The organism is Aggregatibacter aphrophilus ATCC 33389 (assembly GCF_900636915.1).
In the GTDB taxonomy this organism is placed as follows: domain Bacteria; phylum Pseudomonadota; class Gammaproteobacteria; order Enterobacterales; family Pasteurellaceae; genus Aggregatibacter; species Aggregatibacter aphrophilus.
The window spans coordinates 2,093,497-2,116,926 of the sequence record NZ_LR134327.1; the positions used below are offsets into that span (position 1 = coordinate 2,093,497).

Below are 23,430 nucleotides of genomic sequence, written 5' to 3' on the forward strand. Positions count from 1 at the left end.
GAAAAACATTTTTTAAAACGACCGCACTTTTATCCGATTTAGCTCAACTTACGCAGCCACCATCACCATTGCCGGGCGAATCACGCGACCGTTTAGCAAGTAGCCTTTTTGTAACACGGTGGTGATTTGATTACTTTCAAAACCTTCTACAGGTTGCATAGAAATGGCTTGGTGTAAATCCGGATTGAAGGTCTCGCCGACAGCACCCACAGGCTCTACGCCGAAACGGGCAACGGTTGCCAATAGTTCTTTTAAGGTGAGTTCAACACCGTCAAATAGGGCTTTGACACTTTCATCTTCAGTATTTCTCGGCGTTGCGAGCGCGCGTTCTAAGTTATCAATAGTGTTTAAAATGTCTTTGGCGAACTTTTCTAACGCGAATTTGTGGGCTTTTTCCACATCTTGTTCAGTACGACGACGAATATTGTCAATTTCAGCACGGGTGCGTAATAACAAGTCCTGTTCTTTTTTAGCGGTTTCCGCTAATTGTGCTTCCAGTTCTTGTACTCGGGCAATAGCTTCTTCTAGTGGATCTTCGGTTTGGTTTTGTTCTTGAATGGGTTCTTCTTGTTGAATTTCCTGTTCTAATTCCGGGTTGTTATCTGTTCTTTGCTCGTCTGCCATTGTCATTCTCCGTTAAATAAAAGTTGGGCGATTATAACAAAAAATCTTAACCCCTGCACTTGCTGGCAAGTCAGGGTGATTGGGTGTAATATAGTGCCCAATTTATTGAATTCAAGTAACGACAAAGAAATATGAATACGCCAAATACGGCCAAACCCCAAACCTTACATACATCATTTCAAACCATTGGACTTGTGGGAAAACCGCGCCATGACATTAACCTGCAAATGCACAAAAATCTATTTTTTTGGTTGTTAGAGCATGGCTATCACGTTTTAGTTGAACAGGAAATCGGCAAAAAAATCGAGCTTCCGCCTAAACATTTGGCTTCGTTAGAAGAAATCGGCGAATCCGCCCAGTTAGCTATCGTAATTGGTGGTGATGGCAATATGTTGGGACGTGCGCGTATTTTGGCAAAATATAATATTCCGCTAATTGGCATTAACCGTGGCAATTTAGGTTTTTTGACGGATATTGATCCTAAAAATACGTATTCCCAATTACAGGCCTGTTTGAAAAACGGCGAATTTTTTGTAGAGGAACGTTTTTTACTTAATGCCTGTATCGAGCGAAGCGGTGAAATCATTGCAAGTGGCATTGCTGTCAATGAGGCGGTAATTCACCCGGCCAAAATTGCCCACATGATTGATTTTCATGTGCATATCAACGATCAATTTGCTTTTTCCCAACGTTCCGACGGATTAATTATTTCAACGCCCACCGGTTCTACGGCATATTCTCTTTCTGCCGGAGGTCCGATTCTTACGCCACAACTGAACGCTATTGCGTTGGTGCCGATGTTTCCGCACACATTGTCTTCACGACCGTTGGTGGTGGATGGTAACAGCAAAATTTCCATTCGCTTTGCAGAATACAACACCTCAAAATTGGAATTAGGTTGTGACAGTCAAGTTGCCCTTCAATTCGGACCTGATGATATTGTACATATTCAAAAATGTGATTATCCGCTCCGTTTATTGCACCTCAAAAGTTACAATTATTACAAAGTATTAAGCACAAAATTAGGTTGGTTACGTCACTTTTCTTAAAAATCAACAAAGCCTCTTTACTGTGCATTAAAACAGTAATATACTGACAAACATACAGTAAAGAGGATTACTTATGTTGACCCAACTCACAATTAATAATTTTGCTATCGTTCGTCATTTAAACATTGAATTAATGCAGGGAATGTCCGTGATTACCGGTGAAACCGGCGCGGGAAAATCCATTGCTATTGATGCCTTAGGGCTATGTCTCGGCCAGCGTACGGAAATTTCCATGTTACGCGAAGGACAAGAGCGCGTCGATATTTGCGCCACCTTTCATATCAACAAAAACAATCCTGCCTATCAATTCCTGCAGGAACAAGAACTGCAAGACGCCGATAATCCGGAAGAATGTATTTTACGGCGTATCATTAACAGTGACGGACGGTCAAAAGCCTTTATTAACGGCATTCCTGTTTCTGCTGCGCAACTAAAAGATATTGGACAACATCTAATTCAAATTAACAGCCAACACGCCTCCCAATTGTTATTAAAAAACGAATATCAACTCCAGCTTGTTGATAATTTTTGTCACCACACTGCACTTTTGCAACAAATGAGCGCCGACTATCAAATATGGCGAAACCTGCAACATCAAGTAAAAACCTTCCAACAAAAATGCGCGGAAAATGAAGCTCGAAAACAGCTTTTACAATATCAAGTCAGTGAACTGGATGAGTTTAATTTAAAGGAGAATGAATACGCGGAATTAGAAGAAGATCACACCCGCTTATCCAACAGCGAAGAACTTACCCAACTTTCACAGTCGGTCTTGCAATTATTAAGTGAGAATGAAACGGTGAGCGTGGATTCCTTACTCTATCGCACTACACAACATTTAAACGAATTGTGCGAATTGGATAATCGTTATACCGAAGTCCAAAATCTGTTACAAGAGGCCTTAATTCAAGTACAAGAAGCCACCAGTGAAATGCAATCACTAAGTAGCCATATTGAACAAGATCCTGCATTATTGGCTGAAATCGAACAACGAATGGGCACAGCGGTACAACTGGCACGCAAACACAATATCAAACCGCAAGATTTAGTAGAATTTCATCGTCAGCTAAAGCAGGAATTAGTCCAGTTAGTAAATTTTTCTGAAAGTGAAGAAGAATTGATCGCGCAAGAACAGATTGCCCGTGAAAAAATGTTGGAAACAGCAATTGCACTTCATCAAAGTCGTCAAGCTGGTGCACAAAAATTGGCACAGTTGGTTAGAAGATCCATTAAACAGTTGGCCATGGAACACGCAGAATTTTTTATTGAGCTACATAGTGACTATGACAAGATCGGCGCAAATGGTGCGGACAATGCAATTTTCACATTGCAAAGTAACTTAGGGCAAACCGCACAACCACTCGCGAAAATTGCTTCTGGCGGTGAGCTTTCCCGTATTGCGTTGGCTATTCAAGTGCAAGCCTCCAATCAAACAGCAATTCCGACATTAATTTTTGATGAAATTGATGTAGGCATCAGTGGCGCCACAGCGAATGTGGTGGGCAAACTATTAAGAAAACTCAGCGAAAAATGCCAAGTCATTTGTGTCACCCACTTACCACAAGTTGCCTGTCACGGAATACATCATTTCTCCGTCGAAAAATCGACCGTCGATCAAAAAACGGAAACAAAAATGACCGCACTTTCGGCTCAACAACGGGTCAATGCCTTGGCTAAATTGTTGGGCGGTAGCAAAATTACCGACGCCGTGTTGGCCAATGCAAAAGAAATGTTGGATGCGGCAGCTTAATCGCCACACGAAATAAAGACAGAGAAAAGTGCGGTGAAATAAAGCAATAGATTTTGAACATTACTTATGCCGGTAGCGCTATGAAAAAACACTAAGTTACGGGTAAATTTGTGACTAAAAATTTGAGGTATTTTTTCTTGTGATGGGTCAATATGCAGATTTTTTATGCTTTTAGTCCTAAAGACAGTATAATTGGGCACTTGTTTTATCTTAAGTTGAGTAAATGAAATGCCAATAAACTTTACCCAAATTATTAAAGACAGCTGGAATTTTATTCAAAATGAAAAGCTCACCCTTGTAAAATTGATTGGGCTTTATGTTGTTGCCTCTTTTTTAATTGTACTTTTACAATCCGCCCTCCTGCCGGAACAAATCGCCGCAATTGTGCTCAATCAAGATGGCCTGCCAAAAAATATTCCTGATGAGCTAATTAGCAACATCATCGCATTTTTACTAAGTAAACAATTTATGAATCTGTTCATTGGCGCATGGTGTTTAGTGACAATAAACCAAGTGAGTCGGCGAGCGTTCATGTCTTTAACAAGCAGTTTTTTCGCCAGCTTAAAACGGATTTGGGGAATGATTCTACTTAGTTTGCTTATTTTTATTCCTTTAATGATTGGCTTAACAGGAGTTTTTCTCGCCAATCAACAAAATATATCCCCCTCCACTCTCACCATGTTTGCCATGATTATCGGTGTTGCATTGTACGTTCGTTTATGCCTAGCCCCGATACATTATTTACTAACCGAAAGTTCTCTGTCTGAAAGTTGGAAAACTATTTGGTATGCAGGTAAAGGGCGTCTTTCCATTCTATTTATTTTTTGTCTGCTTATTTATGTTGTAATGCCAATGATAGAAAATATCTTAGTGAGTTTATCAATTAATATATTTGTAGAAATAATCATGATGGTTTTGATCGCATTTGTTAATGTATTTAGCTTAATCATCAGTTATCGTTTTTATACTTTATTCGTTAGCAAGGCTTAATCCTTTATGAAACAATTACTTGAATTTATTCCCCTAATCCTCTTTTTTGTGGTTTACAAATTGGTTGGTATTCGTGAAGCCGCAATCACATTAGTGCTCGCGACTATAGTGCAATTCATTATTTTAAAACTGAAATACGGCAAAATTGAAACTCAACAAAAGTTCGTGGCAGGTGCGGTTGTCTTTTTCGGTACACTCACTGCCTATTTCAACGATCTTGAATTCTTAAAATGGAAAGTTACCATTATTTACGCCCTATTTGCGTTAGTTTTATTGATCGCACAGTTCGGTTTCAAAAAATTACTGATTCAACAATTACTTGGCAAAGAAATTGCATTACCTGAACAAGTTTGGAAGAATCTAAACCTTGGTTGGAGCGGCTTTTTTATTTTATGTATGTTGATCAACATTTATATCAGCCAGTATTTATCGGATGATATTTGGGTAGATTTTAAGTCCTTCGGTATTATCAGCATGACATTTGTCGCCACCATCATCACCGGTCTTTATATTTATCGCTATTTACCGAAAAGCGAACAAGAACAAAAAAAGGAATAATCTTATGTCAAATCAATTAGTTGGCACTCAAACTAGACAGCAACCTCAGGGCACACTCTTGCTAAGGACCTTAGCCATGCCGTCAGACACCAACGCCAACGGTGATATTTTCGGTGGTTGGATTATGTCACAAATGGACATGGGTGGCGCCATTTTAGCAAAAGAAATCGCCCATGGTCGTGTTGTGACCGTAGCGGTAGAAAGTATGAATTTTATTCGTCCGGTGACCGTAGGCGATGTGGTATGTTGCTATGGGAAATGTTTACACGTTGGACGTAGCTCAATTAAAGTTAAAGTGGAAGTTTGGGTGAAAAAAGTCGCAAGCGAACCCATCGGTGAACGCTATTGCGTGACGGAAGCACAATTTACTTTTGTCGCCGTCGATCCAAAAGGCAAATCTCGTACTATCCCACGCGAAAATAACCATGAATTAGAAGCTGCCTTAGCGCACATCAATACGCCATAAACTTACAAGAGGACTCAAAATGTACTACGTCATTTTTGCACAAGACAAACCGAATACTTTGGCTCAACGTTTAGCCGTACGCGAACAGCATCTCGCACGCTTGAAACAACTACAAGCCGAAGATCGTTTGCTCACTGCAGGCCCAAATCCCGCAGTTGATGATGAAAATCCAGGCGAAGCCGGTTTTACCGGTTCCACTGTTATTGCTAAATTCGACAGTCTGCAAGCCGCTAAAGATTGGGCTGCGCAAGATCCTTATGTCGAGGCCGGCGTGTATGATGATGTAACGATTAAACCATTTAAAAAAGTGTTTTAACGCTGTGATGAAATTTGATGACACACGTCTCAAGCGAGTGTCATCAATAAAATAAAACACTGCCGTTTTCAACTGATACACAATGGGAAATGACTATGCGATATTTGAAACAAACCTCAATTTCTCTGCTAATTTTGACCGCACTTTCGTTTTCAGCATCGGGCAATCAACATACGCATAAAACAGAGCATAAACTGAATTTAGCACATGAGCAGGCCAAATGGACGAAAGCCCGAAATGCAGATGAACTCAAACGGATGGCTCAACGGGCAACATTTTTACAACTAGAAAATCTGTTAAAAAGTGCGGTAAAAAATAACAATGTTTCTGATAACATCGAGTTATATCTTAAGCTCATTGAATCTTTAAAAGACTATCCATTGAAAATGGATGCGATGACCACCTACCTTGACACCCGTATTAAAAGCGTTAGTAAAGACACGCTACCTGAAGAAGTAAAAGCATTAAAACATGAAATTGAACAAGTTATCGCGCAAAACCCTACACATTTTTTACGCAATCGATGGGAACAAGGCATTTTCACACTCTTAATGAATGCTGATTATACGGAAGGATTAGTCCATTATGCACAACGCATTAAGCCAAGCTCCTTGGAGATGCAAATAGCCGTATTAAATGCCGAACTTCAGCTTGAACGCACAAAAAACGAAACAAATAAAAAACAAAATTCCAACAGCGACTCAAACATTATTTCCCGCTATGAACAACTTTGGTTAACCAACAGCAAACTCCCTAATGACGCGCAACTTTGGGCAAAATGGTATTCCGATGGCAAACGGACACAAGATAAAATCTACCAAAAAGCCGAGAAACTCTTTGCCCAAAATGATGCGAACGGTATGGCGTTGCTATCATCGGAATTAAATAAAATTGATAGTGCGAAAGAAGACGAAATGGTTTTGGCGAATTTAAAACGCTTTGAGTCCCTATTAAAAAATCCGGCAACCCTGCCTGAATTGGCCGATAGACTACCACTCATTGAAGAAAATAATAAAATCGTCACAAAATTTGCAGTGGTGCAAACCTTTCCGCGTTATTTACGCACTCTATCGGAAACAATGAAAGAGCCTAACTTTGCCCCCTATCAACAATGGGCAAAAAATTGGCAATTAACAGATGCGCAAATTCGTGAGTGGGAAATTGCTTTTCTTGGTCGTTTTTTTGACAATGAAAGCCCGAATTTCCAACAATGGCGGGATGCGGAAATTCTCAAATTAAAAGCAGATAACCTTACCGAACGCCGTTTGCGTATGGCCATTTGGCAAAAGACCGATTTAACCCCATGGCTCAACGCACTTTCAGCAGAAGGTCAGCAAAAACAAGAATGGCGTTATTGGCAGGCCAAAACGATAGCGAAACACGATAGCAAAAAAACAAAAGAAATATTGACCGCACTTTCTGATGAACGGGGTTTTTATCCAATGTTGGCAGCTGCCAAATTAGATCCGAAAACCCGTGGCAACGGTTACGATTTCGGCCAACCGGAATTACTTATTGCCCCGAGTATCTCCGATCCTTATTGGGCTGATGAATTTAAAAAAGTAAAACCGGCATTGGAAGAAATTGCCGAACTACGTCAACTCGAAAGATTTGGCCCGGCTAAACAGCGTTGGCGTTTCCTGTTGGAAAATCTGTCCGGTAATGACAAAAAAGAGAAACAAATGGCGCTTAGTCAATATGCCAACCAACAAAACTGGTTTGATTTAGGTGTGGATGGTTCCATCATTGCTAAAGCGTTTGATTACATTCAGTTGCGCTTACCAATTGCTTATAGCCATTATTATGATATTGCACTTAAAAGCCGCCCGGCATTAAGCAAAACCAAACCGCAAGCCGTGCTAAATACCAATGTCAGTAAAAGCTTTGCCATGGCGATTTCTCGTCAGGAAAGCGCCTGGAATCCGCAAGCGCAATCTTCCGCCAATGCACGCGGATTAATGCAATTGCTACCAAGCACCGCCAAAGTGACAGCAGACAATGCCAAATTGCCTTATGCAGGCGAGGCGGATTTATTTAAGCCGCTCAATAATATTTTGTTAGGCACGGCACATTTAGCGGAGCTAAACGCCAAATATCCGAATAACCGCATTCTGATCGCCTCAGCTTATAATGCGGGTGCTCATCGCGTGGAAAAATGGTTGGCGCGTGCCAATGGTAAGTTGGAAATGGATGAATTTGTGGCCTCCATTCCGTTCTATGAAACCCGTGGTTATGTTCAAAATGTGCTGACTTACGATTTTTACTATCAAATATTGCAAGAAAAAGAAGATCCACAAACCTTTAGCAATGAGGAATATGATCGGCTATACTAGCCGCACTAGTTTAATAGTATAGGATTGTTGATATGTATATTAGTCGCAATTTAGAACAATGGAACGCCTTTCTCAATATGCTAAAAACCGCATTTGAACAAGGCAAAGAACAAGATGTATTAACCTTATTACTGACTGCCGATGAACGGGATGCCGTGGGGTTACGCTTACAAATTATCGCGCAATTATTGGATAAAAACCTACCACAGCGGGAAATTCAACAAAACCTAAATACCAGTGCGGCAACCATTACTCGAGGTTCCAATATGTTAAAAACGATGGATCCCGAATTTATCGACTGGATAAAAAATCAACTTAATGCGCAATAAAAAGCTGACTAACATCATTTTGAATCGATTAAATCTGCGTAAATTCAAATTACGCAGATTTCATTTTTCCTACAAAAGTGCGGTGCGTTTTTTAATCCGTTTTTTTCTGGCCACGGTAGCTATTACTTTCATTTTTCGCTTTGTTCCAATCCCCTGCTCTGCTTATATGTTGCAACAAAAAATCGCCCACTTGTTAGACGGTGATTTTGAGTACACCACCCGCCACCAATGGGTAAGCATTGACGATATTGCTTGGCCAATGCAACTAGCGGTAATTGCCGCCGAAGATCAGCAATTTCCCGAACATTACGGTTTTGATTTTAGCGCCATTGAAAAAGCATTCAAACATAATCAAAAAAGTAAACGCACGCGTGGAGCCTCCACTATCTCCCAACAAACGGCAAAAAATCTCTATTTGTGGCATGGGCAAAGCTGGCTACGTAAGGGAATTGAAGTGCCTGCAACTCTGTTGTTGGAAACCTTATGGTCAAAAAAACGCATTTTAGAAGTGTATTTAAACCTTGCGGAATTCGGTGAAGGGATTTATGGCGTGGAAGCAGCCAGCCAATTTTATTTCAAAAAGCCTGCTAAAAATTTATCGCAAAATGAAGCCGCACTTTTGGCAGCAGTGTTGCCTAACCCCATTATTTATAAAGTCAATGCGCCGGGCGCTTATACCAAACGCAGACAATTTTGGATTCAGCATCAAATGAATCAACTGGGAAAATCCTATTTAAAAAAATTAGATTAACAGTGATTTATTTCACTTTTCAAAATAAACAAATCACCAAAAAAATACAGATTATTACATTAATAAAATCTTACTTTTCTTGAAAATATCATCAATTTCCTGTAAGTTCCTTGGCTTTCGTATTTATGCCTTGCTTTTAAGGCGCTATCTAAGGGAGCACTATTGTTTATGCAACGTTTTCAAAAAATTTTCCAGTCCGAAGCTGCTGGTGGCATATTGCTTTTCATCTTTGCTTTGATGGCCATCATTCTCGCCAACACAGCTCTTAGTGAAAGCTATTTTAATTTTTTGGACACCCCAGTCAGTGTACAATTCGGCGCATTCAGCATTGCCAAACCGTTATTAATGTGGGTAAACGATGGGTTTATGGCGGTTTTCTTCGTTTTGGTAGGCATGGAAGTCAAACGTGAAATGTTAGAAGGAGCCCTTTCTAGCTATCAACAGGCAATCTTCCCCGCGATCGCTGCACTAGGAGGCATGATCGTACCTGCTTTAATCTATTTCTTGATTGCACAACATTCCCCGGAAATTCAATCCGGTTGGGCAATTCCCATGGCAACTGACATCGCCTTTGCTTTAGGCATTGTGGCGTTATTAGGTAAGCGCGTGCCATTACCGTTAAAAGTGTTTTTATTGGCGCTTGCCATCATTGATGACCTTGGCGCCATTATCGTTATCGCCATTTTTTATTCCCACGAACTCAGTACCCAAGCCCTAATTTTGGCCGCTATCACAATTACTATTCTTGTACTCATGAATCGCATGAAAATAGGCGCATTATGCGCTTACATGGTGGTTAGTTTGATTTTATGGGCATCCGTATTAAAATCCGGCGTACATGCTACCCTTGCGGGCGTAATCATCGGTTTCTGCATCCCAATGCGAGGCCGCAAGGGTGAAAAACCATTACATCAATTCGAACATATTTTGACACCGTGGTGCAGCTATTTAATTCTGCCGCTATTTGCCTTCTCCAACGCCGGCGTATCCTTGGAAAACGTGGGATTCTCCAGTTTAAGTTCACCGCTCACCCTCGGCATTATGCTCGGTTTAATCATCGGAAAACCGCTCGGTGTCTTCTTATTTAGCTATCTCTCGGTCAAATGCAATCTTGCCAAACTACCACAAGGCATTAATTTCCAACAAATTTTCGCTATTGCCGTGCTGTGTGGCATAGGTTTCACGATGTCCATGTTCCTTGCAGGTCTCGCTTTTGGAGAAACGCCACATAACAGTTTCGACACACTCTCCCGCTTAGGTATTTTATCAGGTTCGGGCGTATCAGCGATCCTCGGATATAGCTTGTTGCGAAAAACAACATCGAATTAATATCGTTAAAAAAAGAAAGCCTTGCAAATTAGCAAGGTTTTTTACAAGGAATACCGTCTTTATCACGATCCAGCCGTCCTTCACCACAAATATTACGATGGTATTTTGCTTCGGTGCAAGAACTCATTTCCTTACAATCCTTCTGCTCGTTGCAAGTAAATTCCTCATGATTATTATTTGACTTGACAGCAGCATATTGTACCAGTCAAAGTGCGGTCAAAATTAAAAGTGTTTTTCACATAATGACCTCTTTCTATAGGATATATACTAAGCCCTATAAAAATTACCATAATTATAAGTAAATCAATAAAGGAAAAATAATTTAAAAAAACTATAAAAAGAAAAAACCTAGCAATTATGCTAGGTTTTGTTTTTGGTGCTCTGGGCGAGACTTGAACTCGCACGACCTACGGTCACTACCCCCTCAAGATAGCGTGTCTACCAATTCCACCACCAGAGCTTAATTCGATAAATTTTATTGTTGAGGAATATCGCTATTTTTTGTATCTAACACAGCCGGTGCTTTTTGTTGTTGCTGTTGGATTTGTTCCGCTGTACCGGATAAATCATCAAATGCACCTTGTTTTACATTGTTTTTATGTGAATTTAGATTGCCAATAACGATACTGATAATAAAGAAGATTGTTGCTAACACAGCAGTCGTGCGGGATAGGAAGTTACCTGCGCCGGCAGAGCCAAAAACTGTACCGGATGCGCCACCACCGAAAGATGCGCCTGCATCAGCACCTTTACCCTGTTGTAACAGGATAAACGCAATGAGGGCAATGGAAACGACCAAGTAAATGATTAATAAAGCTGAGTACATTTTATCTTCTCTGATTTAGCAAATTCTAATGAAAAATAACGGCGCAGATATTAGCGGATATCTTTGCCTTTCGCAAGTCGTTTTGTATATTTTTAGGCTATTTGGTGCAAATTCGGTCAGTCAAAAACATTTCTAAAAATCACCGCACTTTTTCGTCTGCTTCACTTTTCTTTGGTGTTTTTGGCTTTTTCGTTTTCACATTTTGATTATGACGACTTAGCTCGCGCAATGCGGAGAAATTAATATAGTGCAATAACTCAGGCAAAAGCTGGGTAAGATTTTGCATAAATTGCTGATAACTCGCCTGTTTTCGACTAATGCTGTCTAGTTGAGATTCCCAATGTGCCGTCATATCGGGTTGGGTAGCCACATCCGGCAAAGCATTGATTAAAATACGCCCTGCCTCGGTGCTGTGAATATTGCGCCCTTTTTTATATAGAAAGCCCCGCTTAAACAATAATTCAATAATTCCCGCCCGAGTGGCTTCGGTGCCTAATCCATCGGTTTCTCGCAGAATTTTTTTTAACTCTTTGTCTTGCACGAAACGGGCAATACCCGTCATAGCAGAAAGCAACGTTGCATCGGTAAAGGGTTTCGGCGGTTGTGTTTTTTTACTGACAATGTCGCCTTTCTCGCAATGCAAAATCTGTCCTTTTTTCACCACCGGCAACAAGGCATCAGGCTGTTCATCATCGTTATCTTCTTTTCCCCAAAGTTGTTTCCAACCGGCAATTTGTAAGTTGCGCGCTTGGGCAACGAAAGTTCCGCCTGCGATATCCAAGGTAATTTTGCATTTACGGTATTTCGCGTCGGGGCAAAACTGCATGAGATATTGGCGAGCAATAAGAAAATATATGTTTTGTTCCGTTTGGGTTAAGCTAACGGCACGATTTTTGGCTGTAGGAATAATGGCATGGTGCGCTTCCACTTTTTTATCGTTCCAACAACGATTTTTCTGTTCAGGATTGATAATTTCGGGCAGGGGTTGAAATGGTGTTAAATGAGTAGAAATAGCATTCATCACCGCCATACGATCGGCAAAATGCTCTTTCGGCAAATAACGACAATCGGAGCGCGGATAAGTAATGAGTTTGTGTGTTTCATACAAACGCTGGCAAGTGTCTAGCACTTCCTGCGCCGACATCCCGAAACGCTTGGCGGCATCAATTTGCAATGCAGAAAGGGAATATGGCAACGGTGCCGTTTCTTTTTCCCTCTTATCCGTGTAATCGGTGACTTTTGCCGGTTGGTCGGTAATGCGTTTGACGACATTTTCCGCAAGCGCGCGGGAAAGTACACGTCCGTCGTCGTCCTGATAATCTTCGCAGGCTTTGCTCGGCTGCCATAAAGCGGAAAAAAGTGCGGTTTCCTCTTTCGGATCGCGCACCCAAGCCAGCACTTCAAAAAAATCTTTTGGTTGGAAATTTTCAATTTCCAAATCACGACGTACGATCAAGCCCAGCACCGGTGTTTGTACACGCCCAACAGAAAGCACGCCGTTATAGCCTGCCTGTCTGCCTCGAATGGTATAAGCGCGAGTCATATTAATACCATAAAGCCAATCGGCGCGGGCGCGGGCTAATGCGGAGGTAGCAAGAGGGATGAAATCTCGGTTAGGTTGTAATTTTTTGATGGCTTTTTCTACCGCACTTGGGTTCAAATCGCTGATTAAACAACGTTGAATGGCATTACGCTTATCGGCAGGCAAATTGAGATAACTGAACACCTCGTCCACCAACAGTTGTCCCTCTCGATCCGGGTCGCCTGCGTTGACCAATATATCGGCTTGATGTACCAGTTTTTCAACGGTTTTCAGTTGCTTATGGGTTTCTTTTTTCGGAATGAGCAGCCACTTTTGCGGCACGATAGGCAAATCCTCTAAGCGCCATTGTTTGAAGCGTGCGTCGTAAGCGTCAGGTTCCGCCTGTTCCAACAAATGCCCTACGCACCAAGTGACATAATCGTTATCGCCGCATTTAATGAAGCCATCACCACGTTGGTGCGGCTTGGGCAAAACATCGGCAATGGCACGTCCAAGACTCGGTTTTTCAGCTATAAACAGTCGCATAGATGAGAATCAAGCTTAGCCGATTTCACGACGGCCCAAGAAAGAATGGGTTAAGGTGGTGCCGTCCACCATTTCTAGCTCCCCGCCCACCGGGATGCCGTGGGCAATACGGCTGACTTTAACTTTTTGTTGCAAACAAAGTTCTGCGATGTAGTTTGCAGTGGCATCGCCTTCCACCGTTGGGTTGGTGGCAAGAATCACTTCATTAAACGATTCCGTTTGCAATCGTTTTTGCAGTAAATCCAAGCCAATTTCACGCGGACCGATGCCATCTAACGGCGACAAATGCCCCATAAGCACGAAATAACGTCCTGAGAATTGACCGGTTTGTTCAATAGCAAGAATGTCTGCCGGCATTTCCACCACACACAGCAAACCTGAATTTTGACGACGAGGATTGTTACAAATACTGCAAACCGCTTCCTCGGTAAAAGTTCGGCAATGTTCGCAGTGACCGATTTTTGACATGGCTTCCGTCAAACTTTGCGCCAAACGCATTCCACCGCCTCGATTACGCTGCAATAAATGGTATGCCATCCGTTGTGCGGATTTTGGCCCGACCCCCGGTAGCACGCGTAAGCTTTCGATTAAATTTTCTAACAATGGACTGGTTTGCATAGCATTCTCGATAGATTTGATAAAAAAATAAACCGCACTTTAAGGATCGATTAACGAAAAGTGCGGTCAATTTTGGCGATATTTTTTTAGAATGGCATTTTAAAGCCTGGCGGCAATGACATACCGGCAGTGACAGAAGCCATTTTTTCTTTTTGTAATTCTTCAGCACGACGCACGGCATCGTTATACGCCGCCGCAATTAAGTCTTCCAACATTTCTTTGTCGTCTTCCATTAAAGAAGGATCAATTTCTACGCGACGACAATTGTGCGCACCGTTTACAGTAATTTTCACCAATCCGGCACCGGATTCACCGGTCACTTCCAATTGAGCAATTTCTTCCTGCATTTTCTGCATTTTTTCTTGCATTTGTTGGGCTTGTTTCATTAAGCCGCCCAAGCCACCTTTTCCGAACATAAATTTTCTTCCATTATTTGAGTAAAAAAGTGGACGCATTTTAACGGAATTTTTTGCCCTTGGAAATATTCAAATTCATTAATAGGTTGTTCCGGCATATTAATCCGTATTACCATTAAAGCTTTTCAATTCGTGCTGGAAAATGACCGCACTTTATGTTGATCGATCATAAGTAGGAAGATTATGGAAGCCAGACATTACCTGAGTTTTGAAATCGCCTTCGTGGCATTACAGCTTATGCTTTGGGTTTTCGCCCGCACATTAAGCTGGATTTTCAATTTAGAAGGGAAAAGCCGTCGTCGTTTAACCATTTGGGTCTTTATCGTGCTGAATTGTGTGGTGTTAAGTGCACCATTACGCCTATTTGCCGAAACGTTTATCGTGAGTGCCTTTACGCTCACCTTGCTTCTTTTTTCGGGCTTTAGTAGTGTTACTGTAGGCGTATTGCATATCTTTTTTAAAAAATGGGACAAGGTGTTAAAACTGCTCTATCCGATTATCTTCCTTGGTTTCATCGGGCTTGGTTTGTATAACGCTTACACACCTGTGGTACACCATTATCAAGTACGATTGAACAAACCGATGAAACCGTTACGTATCGGGATGGCTAGCGACACACATTTAGGGAAATTCTTTGGTGCTAAGCAATTGGACAAACTGGCTGCGATTATGCAACAGGAAAAGGTGGATATTATCCTCCTGCCGGGCGATATTATGGATGATAACGTCAACGCCTATTTAGCGGAGAAAATGCAACCGCACTTAGCCAAACTACAAGCTCCCCTTGGGGTTTATGCCACACTAGGCAATCATGATTTCTTTGGTGACCAAGCGCGTATTGAACAGGAAATTCGCAAAGCAGGCATTATTCCTGTGATGGATGAAAGTTTGGTGATTGATGATCGCTTTACGCTAATTGGGCGTAACGATGATTTAGTAACGGATCGACCTACCACTGCGCAATTATTAAAGGATGTGAATACAGATCTGCCTGTGATTTTAATGGATCACCGTCCGACAGATATTGAACAACACGCCAATTTGCCCATTGATATTCAACTTTCCGGTCATGCCCATAACGGACAGATTTTTCCGGCAAATCTCATTGTGAAATTTATTTATCGTTTAAGCTATGGTTATGAACAAATCAATCAAGGCCACTTTTTCGTCACCTCCGGCTATGGATTTTGGGGCGTGCCAATGCGTTTGGGTTCAGAATCAGAAGTGATGATCATTGACGTGGTCGGAGGTTAAAAAAAGAACTATTCTCAATATTAAGTCCTGTGTATAATCCAACCTCTTACGCTGATATTTTTATGATGACAGAGGACTCGGAAATGAAAAAATTCGTCAAAGCAACCCTTACTTCTCTTTTCCTTATGGCTTCTGTGACGGCAAGTGCTGTAACCGTCACCGATGCTAAAGGTGAATTCACTCTTGATCAAACCCCAAGTCGCATTGTCGCATTAGAATATTCTTTCGTTGATGCCCTTGCTCAAGTCGGTGTTAGCCCGGTCGGCGTTGCCGATGACAACGACAAAACCCGCATTTTGCAGGAAGTGCGCGATAAGATTCAACCTTGGCAATCTGTCGGTACCCGTTCGCAACCAAGTCTTGAAGCGATTGCCGCATTAAAACCCGATTTAATTATCGCTGATCCTTCCCGTCACACAGCTGTGTATGAAGAATTGAAAAAAATCGCCCCGACCATGATGTTTGATTCCCGCCATGAAAGCTATCAGGAGAATCTTGATACGGCACAAAAAATCGGCGATGTTGTCGGTAAAGGGGGTGAAATGAAATTGCAAATTGATAAACACAATAAAATTATCGAAAGCATTACGCAAAATATCAATGTGAAAGGCAAAAAAGCAATTTTCGGCACCTCCCGCGAAGACAAATTCAATTTACAAAATGACAGTGGTTATGTCGCCAGCTTCCTTGGTGTTCTAGGTTTTAACTCGCCAAAATTACCAAACGCCACTCAAGCCTTTGCTGAAATCAATCTTGAGCAATTAGTGATGGAAAAACCGGACTATATGTTTATCGCCCACTATCGCCAAGAAAGTATCGCCCGCAAATGGGAAACTGAACCTTTATGGCAAGCCATTCCTGCCGTAAAAGCCAAACGTGTATTTAGCGTCAATGCCGATATGTGGGCACGCGGACGCGGCATTACGGCCAGTGAGATCATGGCAAAACAAGTTGAACAATTCGTTAATCAAAAATAATGTTTGGCACAGCTTTTCGTTGGGGCTTGCCCCTACTAGGACTGGCTTTCCTGTTATGGGGAAGCCTGTTTTTATACTACCCTATTGAAATTTCACCATTAGATGCACTAAACGCCTTTTTTCCCAATGGCGATGAATTGGCCAAGATCACCGTGGTCGATTTACGCTTTCCGCGGGCGCTAGTGGCGATCGCATTAGGCGCCAATTTGGCGGTAGCCGGGGCATTATTACAGACCATCACCCGCAACCCACTAGCCTCACCAACGCTACTAAGCGTCAATTCCGGCGCAAGTTTGGCCATGGTAACGGCGAGTGCCATTAGCCCGGCCTTATTATCAGGCTATAGCATTGCCTTGGTGGCAAGTATCGGCGGTGGAATCAGCTGGTTGGTTGTAATGTTGATCAGCAACGCGTGGAAAGACAGTAGCGGCGATCGCAGTCGTGTTATTTTGGCGGGGATTGCCGTGTCGTTATTGTGTACTGCCCTCACCAAATTAGTGTTAATTATGTCAGAAGATCATGCCTTTGGCGTAATGAGTTGGCTTGCCGGCGGTATTTCTCATGCCCGTTGGAACGAATGGCACGCTATTTGGCCGTTTCTGCTATCGAGCGCTCTCTTTTGCCTCTTCTTTGCCAGCCGCTTAAATTTACTCAATTTGAGCGACGAATCCGCTCAATCCTTGGGAATTAACCTGTTCCGTCTGCGTTGGTATGCCAATATCATGGCATTATTAATTGTGGGTTCAGCCGTTAGCGTAGCCGGCCCGGTCGCCTTTATCGGTTTGTTAATTCCACACTTAGCACGTTATTGGATCGGCTATGATCTACGAAAATCATTACCCATGTCCATGTTATTAGGCGCCATTTTAATGTTGGGGGCTGATACCGTTGCCCGTGCTGTTGATTTCCCAAGTGAAGTGCCTGCCGGCGCCATTTTGGCCTTAATCGGTGCGCCAATCTTTGTATTATTTGCCAGAGGAAAACACTAATGCGCCGTTCTCATTCAGGATTCCGTGCAATCGGCTTTTACTTATCGGCACTCTGTACGGTCGCGCTATTATTTGTATTAAGCATTCGTTACGGCACTTACACGCTATCCTTTGATGAAATTAGCCTAGCCTTTCACCCTGACGATAAAAACTATTTCACTTTAATGGAATACCGTCTGCCACGCGCGCTACTCGCCATTATTATCGGCGGCGCATTGGCCATTTCCGGGGTGTTGGTGCAAAGTGTCGTGCGTAATCCGTTGGCCTCTCCTGATATTTTAGGAATCAATAATGCCGCCGGTTTAATCGCCGTCACCGTATTAATCTTCCTACCGAATTTAGCCTTTTACTGGCTACCGATTTTCGCCTTTATCGGCGGTGTCCTGTCTTTCATTTTGTTATGGATGATATGTGGTTTTAACTTCCGTCCGATCAAAATGGCCATTATCGGCGTAGCGCTTTCTGCCCTATGGGCGGCAATCAGCCATTATTTAATGCTAACCAATCCGGTAGAAATCAACACGGCTATGCTTTGGCTAACCGGAAGTTTGTGGGGCAGAAGTTGGGCTTATGTCAATGTCGTTTTGCCTTGGTTGTTGGTGTTATTGCCGTTACCGTTTATTTTCTGTCGAGATTTGGACACCTTAGGTTTAGGTGAAAACAAAGCGGCCACCTTGGGAGTAAGCGTAAATAAAACGCAAATCTTGGTATTAGTGCTGGCTGTTGCGCTTTCCACCACAGCCGTCGCCATTTGCGGCCCCATCGCATTTCTCGGCTTAGTTGCACCGCACTTAGCACGCAAATTGGTCGGTGGACGTCACCGCACATTATTGCCGGCGGCCATGCTAATCGGCACGTTGTTGTTACAGATTTCCGATATTTTAGCGCGGGTTATCGATCCGCCGACAGAACTGCCCGCCGGTATTCTCACCGCCATTATCGGCGCCCCTTACTTCTTCTATTTATTGATGAGAACGAAATAATGAGCATTGAGATCAATAAGTTACAATTAGGCTATCAAGATAAAACTATCGTACGGGATTTATCTCTCACCTTTCCGAGCAACCAAATCATTGCTTTAATTGGCCCGAACGGTTGTGGCAAATCCACAACACTGAAAGCGGTGGCCCGTTTGCTCAAGCCTCGCCTAGGTACAATTACTCACAAAGGCAAAGATATTTGGCAAAGCACGCCGAAAGAATACGCCAAACAATTAGCATTCTTGCCACAACAACATTTGGTGCCGGAAGGCATTAAAGTACGTGAATTAATTGCTTACGGCCGTTCGCCTTATTTGAATTTGTGGGGCAAATTGAGTGATAAAGATGAGCAATTAGTGGCTTGGGCTATGGAACAAACCCACACCGCAGAATTAGCGGAACATTTGGTATCGGATTTATCCGGCGGGCAACAACAACGGGTTTTCCTAGCCATGACATTAGCGCAAGATGCAGAGCTTGTTCTGTTAGATGAACCAACCACTTATTTGGATCTCAACCGACAAGCAGAACTCATGGGCATGATGCGTCAAATGCAACAAAACGGCAAAACCGTCATTACGGTACTCCATGATTTAAATCAGGCTTGTCGTTATTGTGATTATTTAATCGTTCTCAAAGACGGCAACCTTATGGCCCAAGGGACGCCTGACGAAGTGATGACAGAGCGGCTGTTAAAAGAGGTGTTTGATTTAGAGGTGGTGATTCACCGCGATCCGATTAGCCAAACACCAATGTTTATTTTGAAGTAAACAAAAAGTGCGGTCATAAAAAACATTTTATTTTTCGACCGCACTTTTAGCATTAAAAAAAACATCGCCATTGATGACCGCACTTTTAAGCGTTATCAATCGCAAAAGAAATCACCTCTTTAATGCTCTCCGTGCCCATGGCAATCATCAATACGCGATCCACGCCCAACGCCACCCCCGAGCAATTCGGAATTCCTGCCTGTAATGCAGCCAATAGGCGCGTATCAATGGCGCGCGCAGGCAACCCCATTTTTTCCCGTTGCAGATTATCTTGCTGAAAGCGTCTTAATTGCTCGCGCGCATCAGACAATTCGTGGAAACCGTTAGCCAGCTCCAATCCTTTATAATAAAACTCAAAACGTTCCGCCACACGCAAATCCTCCGAACTGATTTGCGCTAAAGCCGCCTGACTTGCCGGGAAATGATACACCACTACCGGCGCCTCCTGCCCAATTTGCGGCTCCACTACCGTGCTAAATAAAAATTGTAATAAGGTGTCGCGACTTTCATTTTCCGCCCCCATTAACTGATGTTTTTCCGCTTTTTCCACTAATTCGGACAAGTCCGCCGATAATGGGTCCAATCCCACATATTGCTGGAAGGCAAATTGATAGCTCATGCTTTCCGCCGGCGGGCATTCCAAAGTTTGTTGTAATAAATCATCCACTTCGTTAATCAGGCGATACATATCAAAGTGCGGTCGATACCACTCCAACATAGTAAATTCAGGGTTGTGTCGATTACCTGCCTCTTCATTACGGAATACTTTGCCGATTTGAAAAATAGGCCCGCTGCCTGCCGCCAGCAAACGTTTCATGTGATATTCCGGGCTGGTGGAAAGCCACAAGGTTTTCGATTGCTCACCGAACGGTGAAATAAATTCCGTACTAAACGTTGCGAGATGCACATCCGTGACACCAAATTCGCTCAATACCGGCGTTTCCACCTCCAACAAACCGCGATCGGTGAAAAATCGACGGATTTCTGTCAGTAATTTGGCACGGGTTAATAAATTTTTAACGGAGGCGGTAGGTTGCCATTGCTCTTGTTCAAACATAAAAATGCCTTTTCAAATGAGGAAAAATGAAATTGTCGCTATTTTAAAACAAGTCGTCGGGAATACATAAAGTTATTGTTCCTCATAACAACATAAAATGGTAATTACAGGTAGATGGCAAAATCTTGAAAAACATTTCATTTTCCCACCGCACTTTTTGTTTACTTCTTGTTACGTTTTAATTAAATAAATGTTAATTATTAAACAGAATATCAACAACTCTTTATTTACAGTAACTTTTTTGAGGTAGATCACGAAATCGTGACAAATTTCACAAAAACAGTTTTAATAAAAAAAAATAATGGCAAAATATTCACACCCTAACAGTACCAAATAGCTTTATTTCGGTATTTTCACTCAAATTTATCTCTTTACTTGGAGGAATATCGTGCAAACTGTTAACGTCGATATCGCCATTGTTGGCGCCGGTGGTGGTGGTTTACGTGCGGCGATCGCTGCAGCTCAAGCTAATCCCAACCTTAAAATTGCGTTAGTCTCAAAAGTTTACCCAATGCGTAGCCATACCGTTGCAGCAGAAGGTGGTGCAGCAGCCGTCATCAAAGAAGAAGACTCTTACGACAAACACTTTCAAGATACTGTTGCCGGTGGTGACTGGCTCTGTGAACAAGACGTTGTAGAATATTTCGTTGAACACTCACCGGTAGAAATGACCCAGCTTGAACGTTGGGGCTGTCCTTGGAGCCGTAAAGTTGATGGTGACGTAAACGTGCGTCGTTTCGGCGGCATGAAAATCGAACGAACCTGGTTCGCCGCCGATAAAACCGGTTTCCACTTATTGCACACTCTCTTCCAAACTTCTATTCAATTCCCGCAAATTGTACGTTTCGATGAACACTTCGTACTTGATATTTTAGTTGATGACGGCCATGCCCGCGGTATGGTTGCCATGAATATGATGGAAGGTTCTTTAGTACAAATTAACGCCAACGCTGTTGTTATCGCTACCGGCGGTGGTTGCCGCGCATTCCGTTTCAACACCAACGGCGGTATCGTTACCGGTGACGGTTTATCTATGGCTTATCGCCATGGCGTACCGTTGCGTGATATGGAGTTCGTGCAATATCACCCGACCGGCTTGCCAAATACCGGTATCTTAATGACCGAAGGTTGTCGTGGTGAAGGCGGTATTTTGCTGAATAAGAACGGCTACCGTTATCTTCAAGACTACGGTTTGGGACCGGAAACACCAATCGGCAAACCACAAAACAAATATATGGAATTAGGTCCGCGCGATAAAGTATCCCAAGCGTTCTGGCAAGAATGGCGCAAAGGCAATACATTAAAAACCGCCAAAGGCGTTGATGTGGTGCATTTGGATTTACGTCACCTTGGAGAACAATATTTACACGAACGTTTACCGTTTATTTGTGAATTGGCAAAAGCCTATGAAGGCGTGGATCCGGCTCAAGCCCCAATTCCTGTGCGCCCTGTAGTGCACTACACCATGGGTGGTATTGAAGTAGACTTCAACAGTGAAACCCGTATTAAAGGCTTATTTGCCGTGGGTGAATGTGCCTCTTCCGGTTTACACGGTGCTAACCGTTTAGGTTCCAATTCATTAGCCGAATTAGTGGTATTAGGTCGTGTTGCCGGCGAATATGCAGCACAACGTGCAGTGGAAGCCAAACCAGGCAACCAAAGTGCAATTGACGCTCAAGCACAAGATGTTGTTAAACGCTTAAATGACTTATTTGCCCAGGAAGGTACAGAATCTTGGTCTGAAATTCGTGATGAAATGGGTCAAGCAATGGAAGAAGGCTGCGGTATTTATCGTACACAAGAAAGTATGCAACAAGCCGTTGATAAAATTGCTGAATTGAAAGAGCGTTTTAAACACGTTCATGTATCAGACCGCTCTAGCGTATTTAATACAGACTTATTGTACACCGTTGAATTAGGCTACATTTTAGACGTAGCGCAATCTATAGCCAACTCTGCTATTGAGCGTAAAGAATCTCGTGGTGCACACCAACGTTTAGACTACACTGAGCGGGACGATGTGAACTACTTAAAACACACCTTGGCGTTCTATAACGAGGACGGCGCACCACGCATTGAATACAGCCCGGTGAAAATCACTAAATCTCAACCGGCAAAACGCGTTTACGGTGCGGAAGCAGAAGCGGCTGAAGCGGCTGCCAAAGCGACAGAACAAGCTCAAGCAGGTAAGGAGTAATAACATGGCCGAACAATCAATCATGAACGTTGAAATTCTACGTTACAACCCGGAAGTTGACAAAGAGCCACACTTGAAAACCTATCAAGTGCCTTACGATAGCCAGACCTCATTACTTGACGCTTTAGGCTATATTAAAGATAAACTTGAACCTGAGCTTTCTTATCGTTGGTCATGCCGTATGGCAATCTGTGGTTCTTGCGGCATGATGGTAAACAACATTCCGAAACTGGCATGTAAAACCTTCTTGCGTGACTACAGTGGTCACATGCGTGTTGAAGCCTTAGCAAACTTCCCGATTGAACGCGACTTAATCGTTGACTTAAGTCACTTCATTGAAAGTTTGGAAGCCATCAAACCTTATGTGATCGGTAACCAAGCGCCTGAGTTAGACGGTAAACCGCATCCGTCCAAAGAATTAGCTAAAAGCCGTACTAAACAAACGCCTGCGCAATTGGAAAAATACCGTCAGTTCTCTATGTGTATTAACTGTGGCTTATGCTATGCCGCCTGCCCACAATTCGGTTTAAACCCTGAATTTGTCGGTCCGGCCGTATTAACTTTAGGTCATCGTTATAACTTAGATAACCGTGACCATGGCAAGGCAGAACGGATGAAAATCATGAATGGTGAAAACGGCGTTTGGTCTTGTACCTTTGTAGGTGCTTGCTCCGAAGTGTGTCCAAAACACGTTGGCCCAGCCACTGCCATTAACCAGGGCAAATTAGAAAGTGCCAAAGATTATCTCATTTCCATGCTTAAACCGAAGGCATAAGGGGAAAG

At 42.7% G+C, this 23,430-nt stretch carries 24 protein-coding genes and 1 tRNA gene; 17 read left to right on the forward strand and 8 right to left on the reverse strand.

Annotated features, from left to right (window positions below; translation table 11 throughout):
• Nucleotides 1-48: 48 nt before the first annotated feature.
• The gene (gene grpE, locus EL144_RS10020; protein ID WP_005703869.1) at nt 49-624 is read right to left on the reverse strand and encodes a nucleotide exchange factor GrpE; all 576 of its coding nucleotides are present in this window, start codon (nt 622-624) and stop codon (nt 49-51) included.
• A 131-nt stretch (nt 625-755) separates the two neighbouring features.
• Here grpE and EL144_RS10025 point away from each other — a divergent pair, with 131 nt between their 5' ends.
• The 10 genes from EL144_RS10025 to nhaA all read left to right on the forward strand — a co-directional run bounded on the left by EL144_RS10025 (nt 756) and on the right by nhaA (nt 10,495).
• Entirely contained in the window at nt 756-1,673 is a 918-nt protein-coding gene (locus EL144_RS10025) for an NAD(+) kinase (protein ID WP_005703868.1), read from the forward strand.
• A 73-nt stretch (nt 1,674-1,746) separates the two neighbouring features.
• Nucleotides 1,747-3,423, forward strand: coding sequence for a DNA repair protein RecN (recN, locus tag EL144_RS10030; RefSeq protein ID WP_005703867.1), 1,677 nt, complete (start codon nt 1,747-1,749; stop codon nt 3,421-3,423).
• A gap of 228 nt (nt 3,424-3,651) precedes the next feature.
• Complete coding sequence (locus EL144_RS10035; protein WP_005703866.1) at nt 3,652-4,413, forward strand: hypothetical protein; 762 nt, start codon at nt 3,652-3,654, stop codon at nt 4,411-4,413.
• Between the two features lie 6 nt (nt 4,414-4,419).
• Nucleotides 4,420-4,971 (forward strand): septation protein A, encoded by a 552-nt coding sequence (locus EL144_RS10040; RefSeq protein ID WP_050332791.1) that lies wholly within the window; start codon nt 4,420-4,422, stop codon nt 4,969-4,971.
• A 4-nt stretch (nt 4,972-4,975) separates the two neighbouring features.
• Entirely contained in the window at nt 4,976-5,437 is a 462-nt protein-coding gene (yciA, locus tag EL144_RS10045) for an acyl-CoA thioester hydrolase YciA (protein ID WP_005701043.1), read from the forward strand.
• Nucleotides 5,438-5,456: 19 nt separating this feature from the next.
• Entirely contained in the window at nt 5,457-5,753 is a 297-nt protein-coding gene (locus EL144_RS10050) for a YciI family protein (protein WP_005703862.1), read from the forward strand.
• 95 nt (nt 5,754-5,848) lie between these two features.
• Nucleotides 5,849-8,086 (forward strand): transglycosylase SLT domain-containing protein, encoded by a 2,238-nt coding sequence (locus tag EL144_RS10055; protein ID WP_050332789.1) that lies wholly within the window; start codon nt 5,849-5,851, stop codon nt 8,084-8,086.
• A 32-nt stretch (nt 8,087-8,118) separates the two neighbouring features.
• Nucleotides 8,119-8,415, forward strand: a complete 297-nt coding sequence (gene trpR, locus EL144_RS10060) for a trp operon repressor (protein WP_005701046.1) — start codon at nt 8,119-8,121, stop codon at nt 8,413-8,415.
• The gene (gene mtgA / locus EL144_RS10065) at nt 8,405-9,166 is read left to right on the forward strand and encodes a monofunctional biosynthetic peptidoglycan transglycosylase (RefSeq protein WP_005703859.1); all 762 of its coding nucleotides are present in this window, start codon (nt 8,405-8,407) and stop codon (nt 9,164-9,166) included. The genes trpR and mtgA overlap by 11 nt, the downstream gene beginning before the upstream one ends.
• 168 nt (nt 9,167-9,334) lie before the next feature.
• Nucleotides 9,335-10,495 carry a Na+/H+ antiporter NhaA gene (gene nhaA / locus EL144_RS10070; RefSeq protein WP_005703858.1) on the forward strand — a complete coding sequence of 387 codons (1,161 nt, stop codon included), beginning with the start codon at nt 9,335-9,337 and terminating at the stop codon, nt 10,493-10,495.
• Nucleotides 10,496-10,523: 28 nt separating this feature from the next.
• Here nhaA and EL144_RS11775 read toward each other — a convergent pair whose 3' ends face one another.
• From EL144_RS11775 to EL144_RS10100, 6 genes are all read right to left on the reverse strand, one after another.
• Nucleotides 10,524-10,700, reverse strand: coding sequence for an excalibur calcium-binding domain-containing protein (locus EL144_RS11775; protein ID WP_275425265.1), 177 nt, complete (start codon nt 10,698-10,700; stop codon nt 10,524-10,526).
• A 169-nt stretch (nt 10,701-10,869) separates the two neighbouring features.
• Nucleotides 10,870-10,955, reverse strand: a tRNA-Leu gene (locus EL144_RS10080).
• A 15-nt stretch (nt 10,956-10,970) separates the two neighbouring features.
• Nucleotides 10,971-11,321: a preprotein translocase subunit SecG gene (gene secG, locus EL144_RS10085; RefSeq protein ID WP_005701057.1), complete on the reverse strand. Its 351-nt coding sequence runs from the start codon at nt 11,319-11,321 to the stop codon at nt 10,971-10,973.
• Nucleotides 11,322-11,460: 139 nt separating this feature from the next.
• A complete protein-coding gene (locus tag EL144_RS10090; protein WP_065336518.1) occupies nt 11,461-13,389 on the reverse strand; it encodes a DNA topoisomerase III in 1,929 nt (642 codons plus the stop codon).
• 15 nt (nt 13,390-13,404) lie between these two features.
• Nucleotides 13,405-14,007: a recombination mediator RecR gene (gene recR / locus EL144_RS10095; RefSeq protein ID WP_005703854.1), complete on the reverse strand. Its 603-nt coding sequence runs from the start codon at nt 14,005-14,007 to the stop codon at nt 13,405-13,407.
• Between the two features lie 86 nt (nt 14,008-14,093).
• On the reverse strand, nt 14,094-14,423 hold the full coding sequence (locus tag EL144_RS10100; RefSeq protein WP_005701065.1) for a YbaB/EbfC family nucleoid-associated protein: 330 nt from the start codon (nt 14,421-14,423) through the stop codon (nt 14,094-14,096).
• Between the two features lie 183 nt (nt 14,424-14,606).
• Here EL144_RS10100 and EL144_RS10105 point away from each other — a divergent pair, with 183 nt between their 5' ends.
• The 5 genes from EL144_RS10105 to fecE all read left to right on the forward strand — a co-directional run bounded on the left by EL144_RS10105 (nt 14,607) and on the right by fecE (nt 19,393).
• Nucleotides 14,607-15,677, forward strand: a complete 1,071-nt coding sequence (locus EL144_RS10105) for a metallophosphoesterase (protein ID WP_005703853.1) — start codon at nt 14,607-14,609, stop codon at nt 15,675-15,677.
• 83 nt (nt 15,678-15,760) lie between these two features.
• Nucleotides 15,761-16,654, forward strand: coding sequence for a Fe(3+) dicitrate ABC transporter substrate-binding protein FecB (locus EL144_RS10110; RefSeq protein ID WP_032995167.1), 894 nt, complete (start codon nt 15,761-15,763; stop codon nt 16,652-16,654).
• Nucleotides 16,654-17,643 carry an iron-dicitrate ABC transporter permease FecC gene (fecC, locus tag EL144_RS10115; RefSeq protein WP_005703851.1) on the forward strand — a complete coding sequence of 330 codons (990 nt, stop codon included), beginning with the start codon at nt 16,654-16,656 and terminating at the stop codon, nt 17,641-17,643. The genes EL144_RS10110 and fecC overlap by 1 nt, the downstream gene beginning before the upstream one ends.
• Nucleotides 17,643-18,626, forward strand: a complete 984-nt coding sequence (gene fecD / locus EL144_RS10120) for a Fe(3+) dicitrate ABC transporter permease subunit FecD (RefSeq protein ID WP_005703850.1) — start codon at nt 17,643-17,645, stop codon at nt 18,624-18,626. Before fecC ends, fecD begins: the two co-directional genes overlap by 1 nt.
• Complete coding sequence (gene fecE, locus EL144_RS10125; RefSeq protein ID WP_005703849.1) at nt 18,626-19,393, forward strand: Fe(3+) dicitrate ABC transporter ATP-binding protein FecE; 768 nt, start codon at nt 18,626-18,628, stop codon at nt 19,391-19,393. The genes fecD and fecE overlap by 1 nt, the downstream gene beginning before the upstream one ends.
• A gap of 85 nt (nt 19,394-19,478) precedes the next feature.
• Here the strand turns inward: fecE and epmA are convergent, their stop codons facing one another.
• Nucleotides 19,479-20,450, reverse strand: a complete 972-nt coding sequence (gene epmA / locus EL144_RS10130) for an elongation factor P--(R)-beta-lysine ligase (RefSeq protein WP_005703848.1) — start codon at nt 20,448-20,450, stop codon at nt 19,479-19,481.
• Nucleotides 20,451-20,838: 388 nt separating this feature from the next.
• Here epmA and frdA point away from each other — a divergent pair, with 388 nt between their 5' ends.
• Together frdA and EL144_RS10140 are read left to right on the forward strand one after the other, a co-directional pair.
• Nucleotides 20,839-22,647, forward strand: a complete 1,809-nt coding sequence (gene frdA / locus EL144_RS10135; RefSeq protein ID WP_005703847.1) for a fumarate reductase (quinol) flavoprotein subunit — start codon at nt 20,839-20,841, stop codon at nt 22,645-22,647.
• 4 nt (nt 22,648-22,651) lie between these two features.
• On the forward strand, nt 22,652-23,422 hold the full coding sequence (locus EL144_RS10140) for a succinate dehydrogenase/fumarate reductase iron-sulfur subunit (protein ID WP_005703845.1): 771 nt from the start codon (nt 22,652-22,654) through the stop codon (nt 23,420-23,422).
• Nucleotides 23,423-23,430 lie beyond the last annotated feature (8 nt).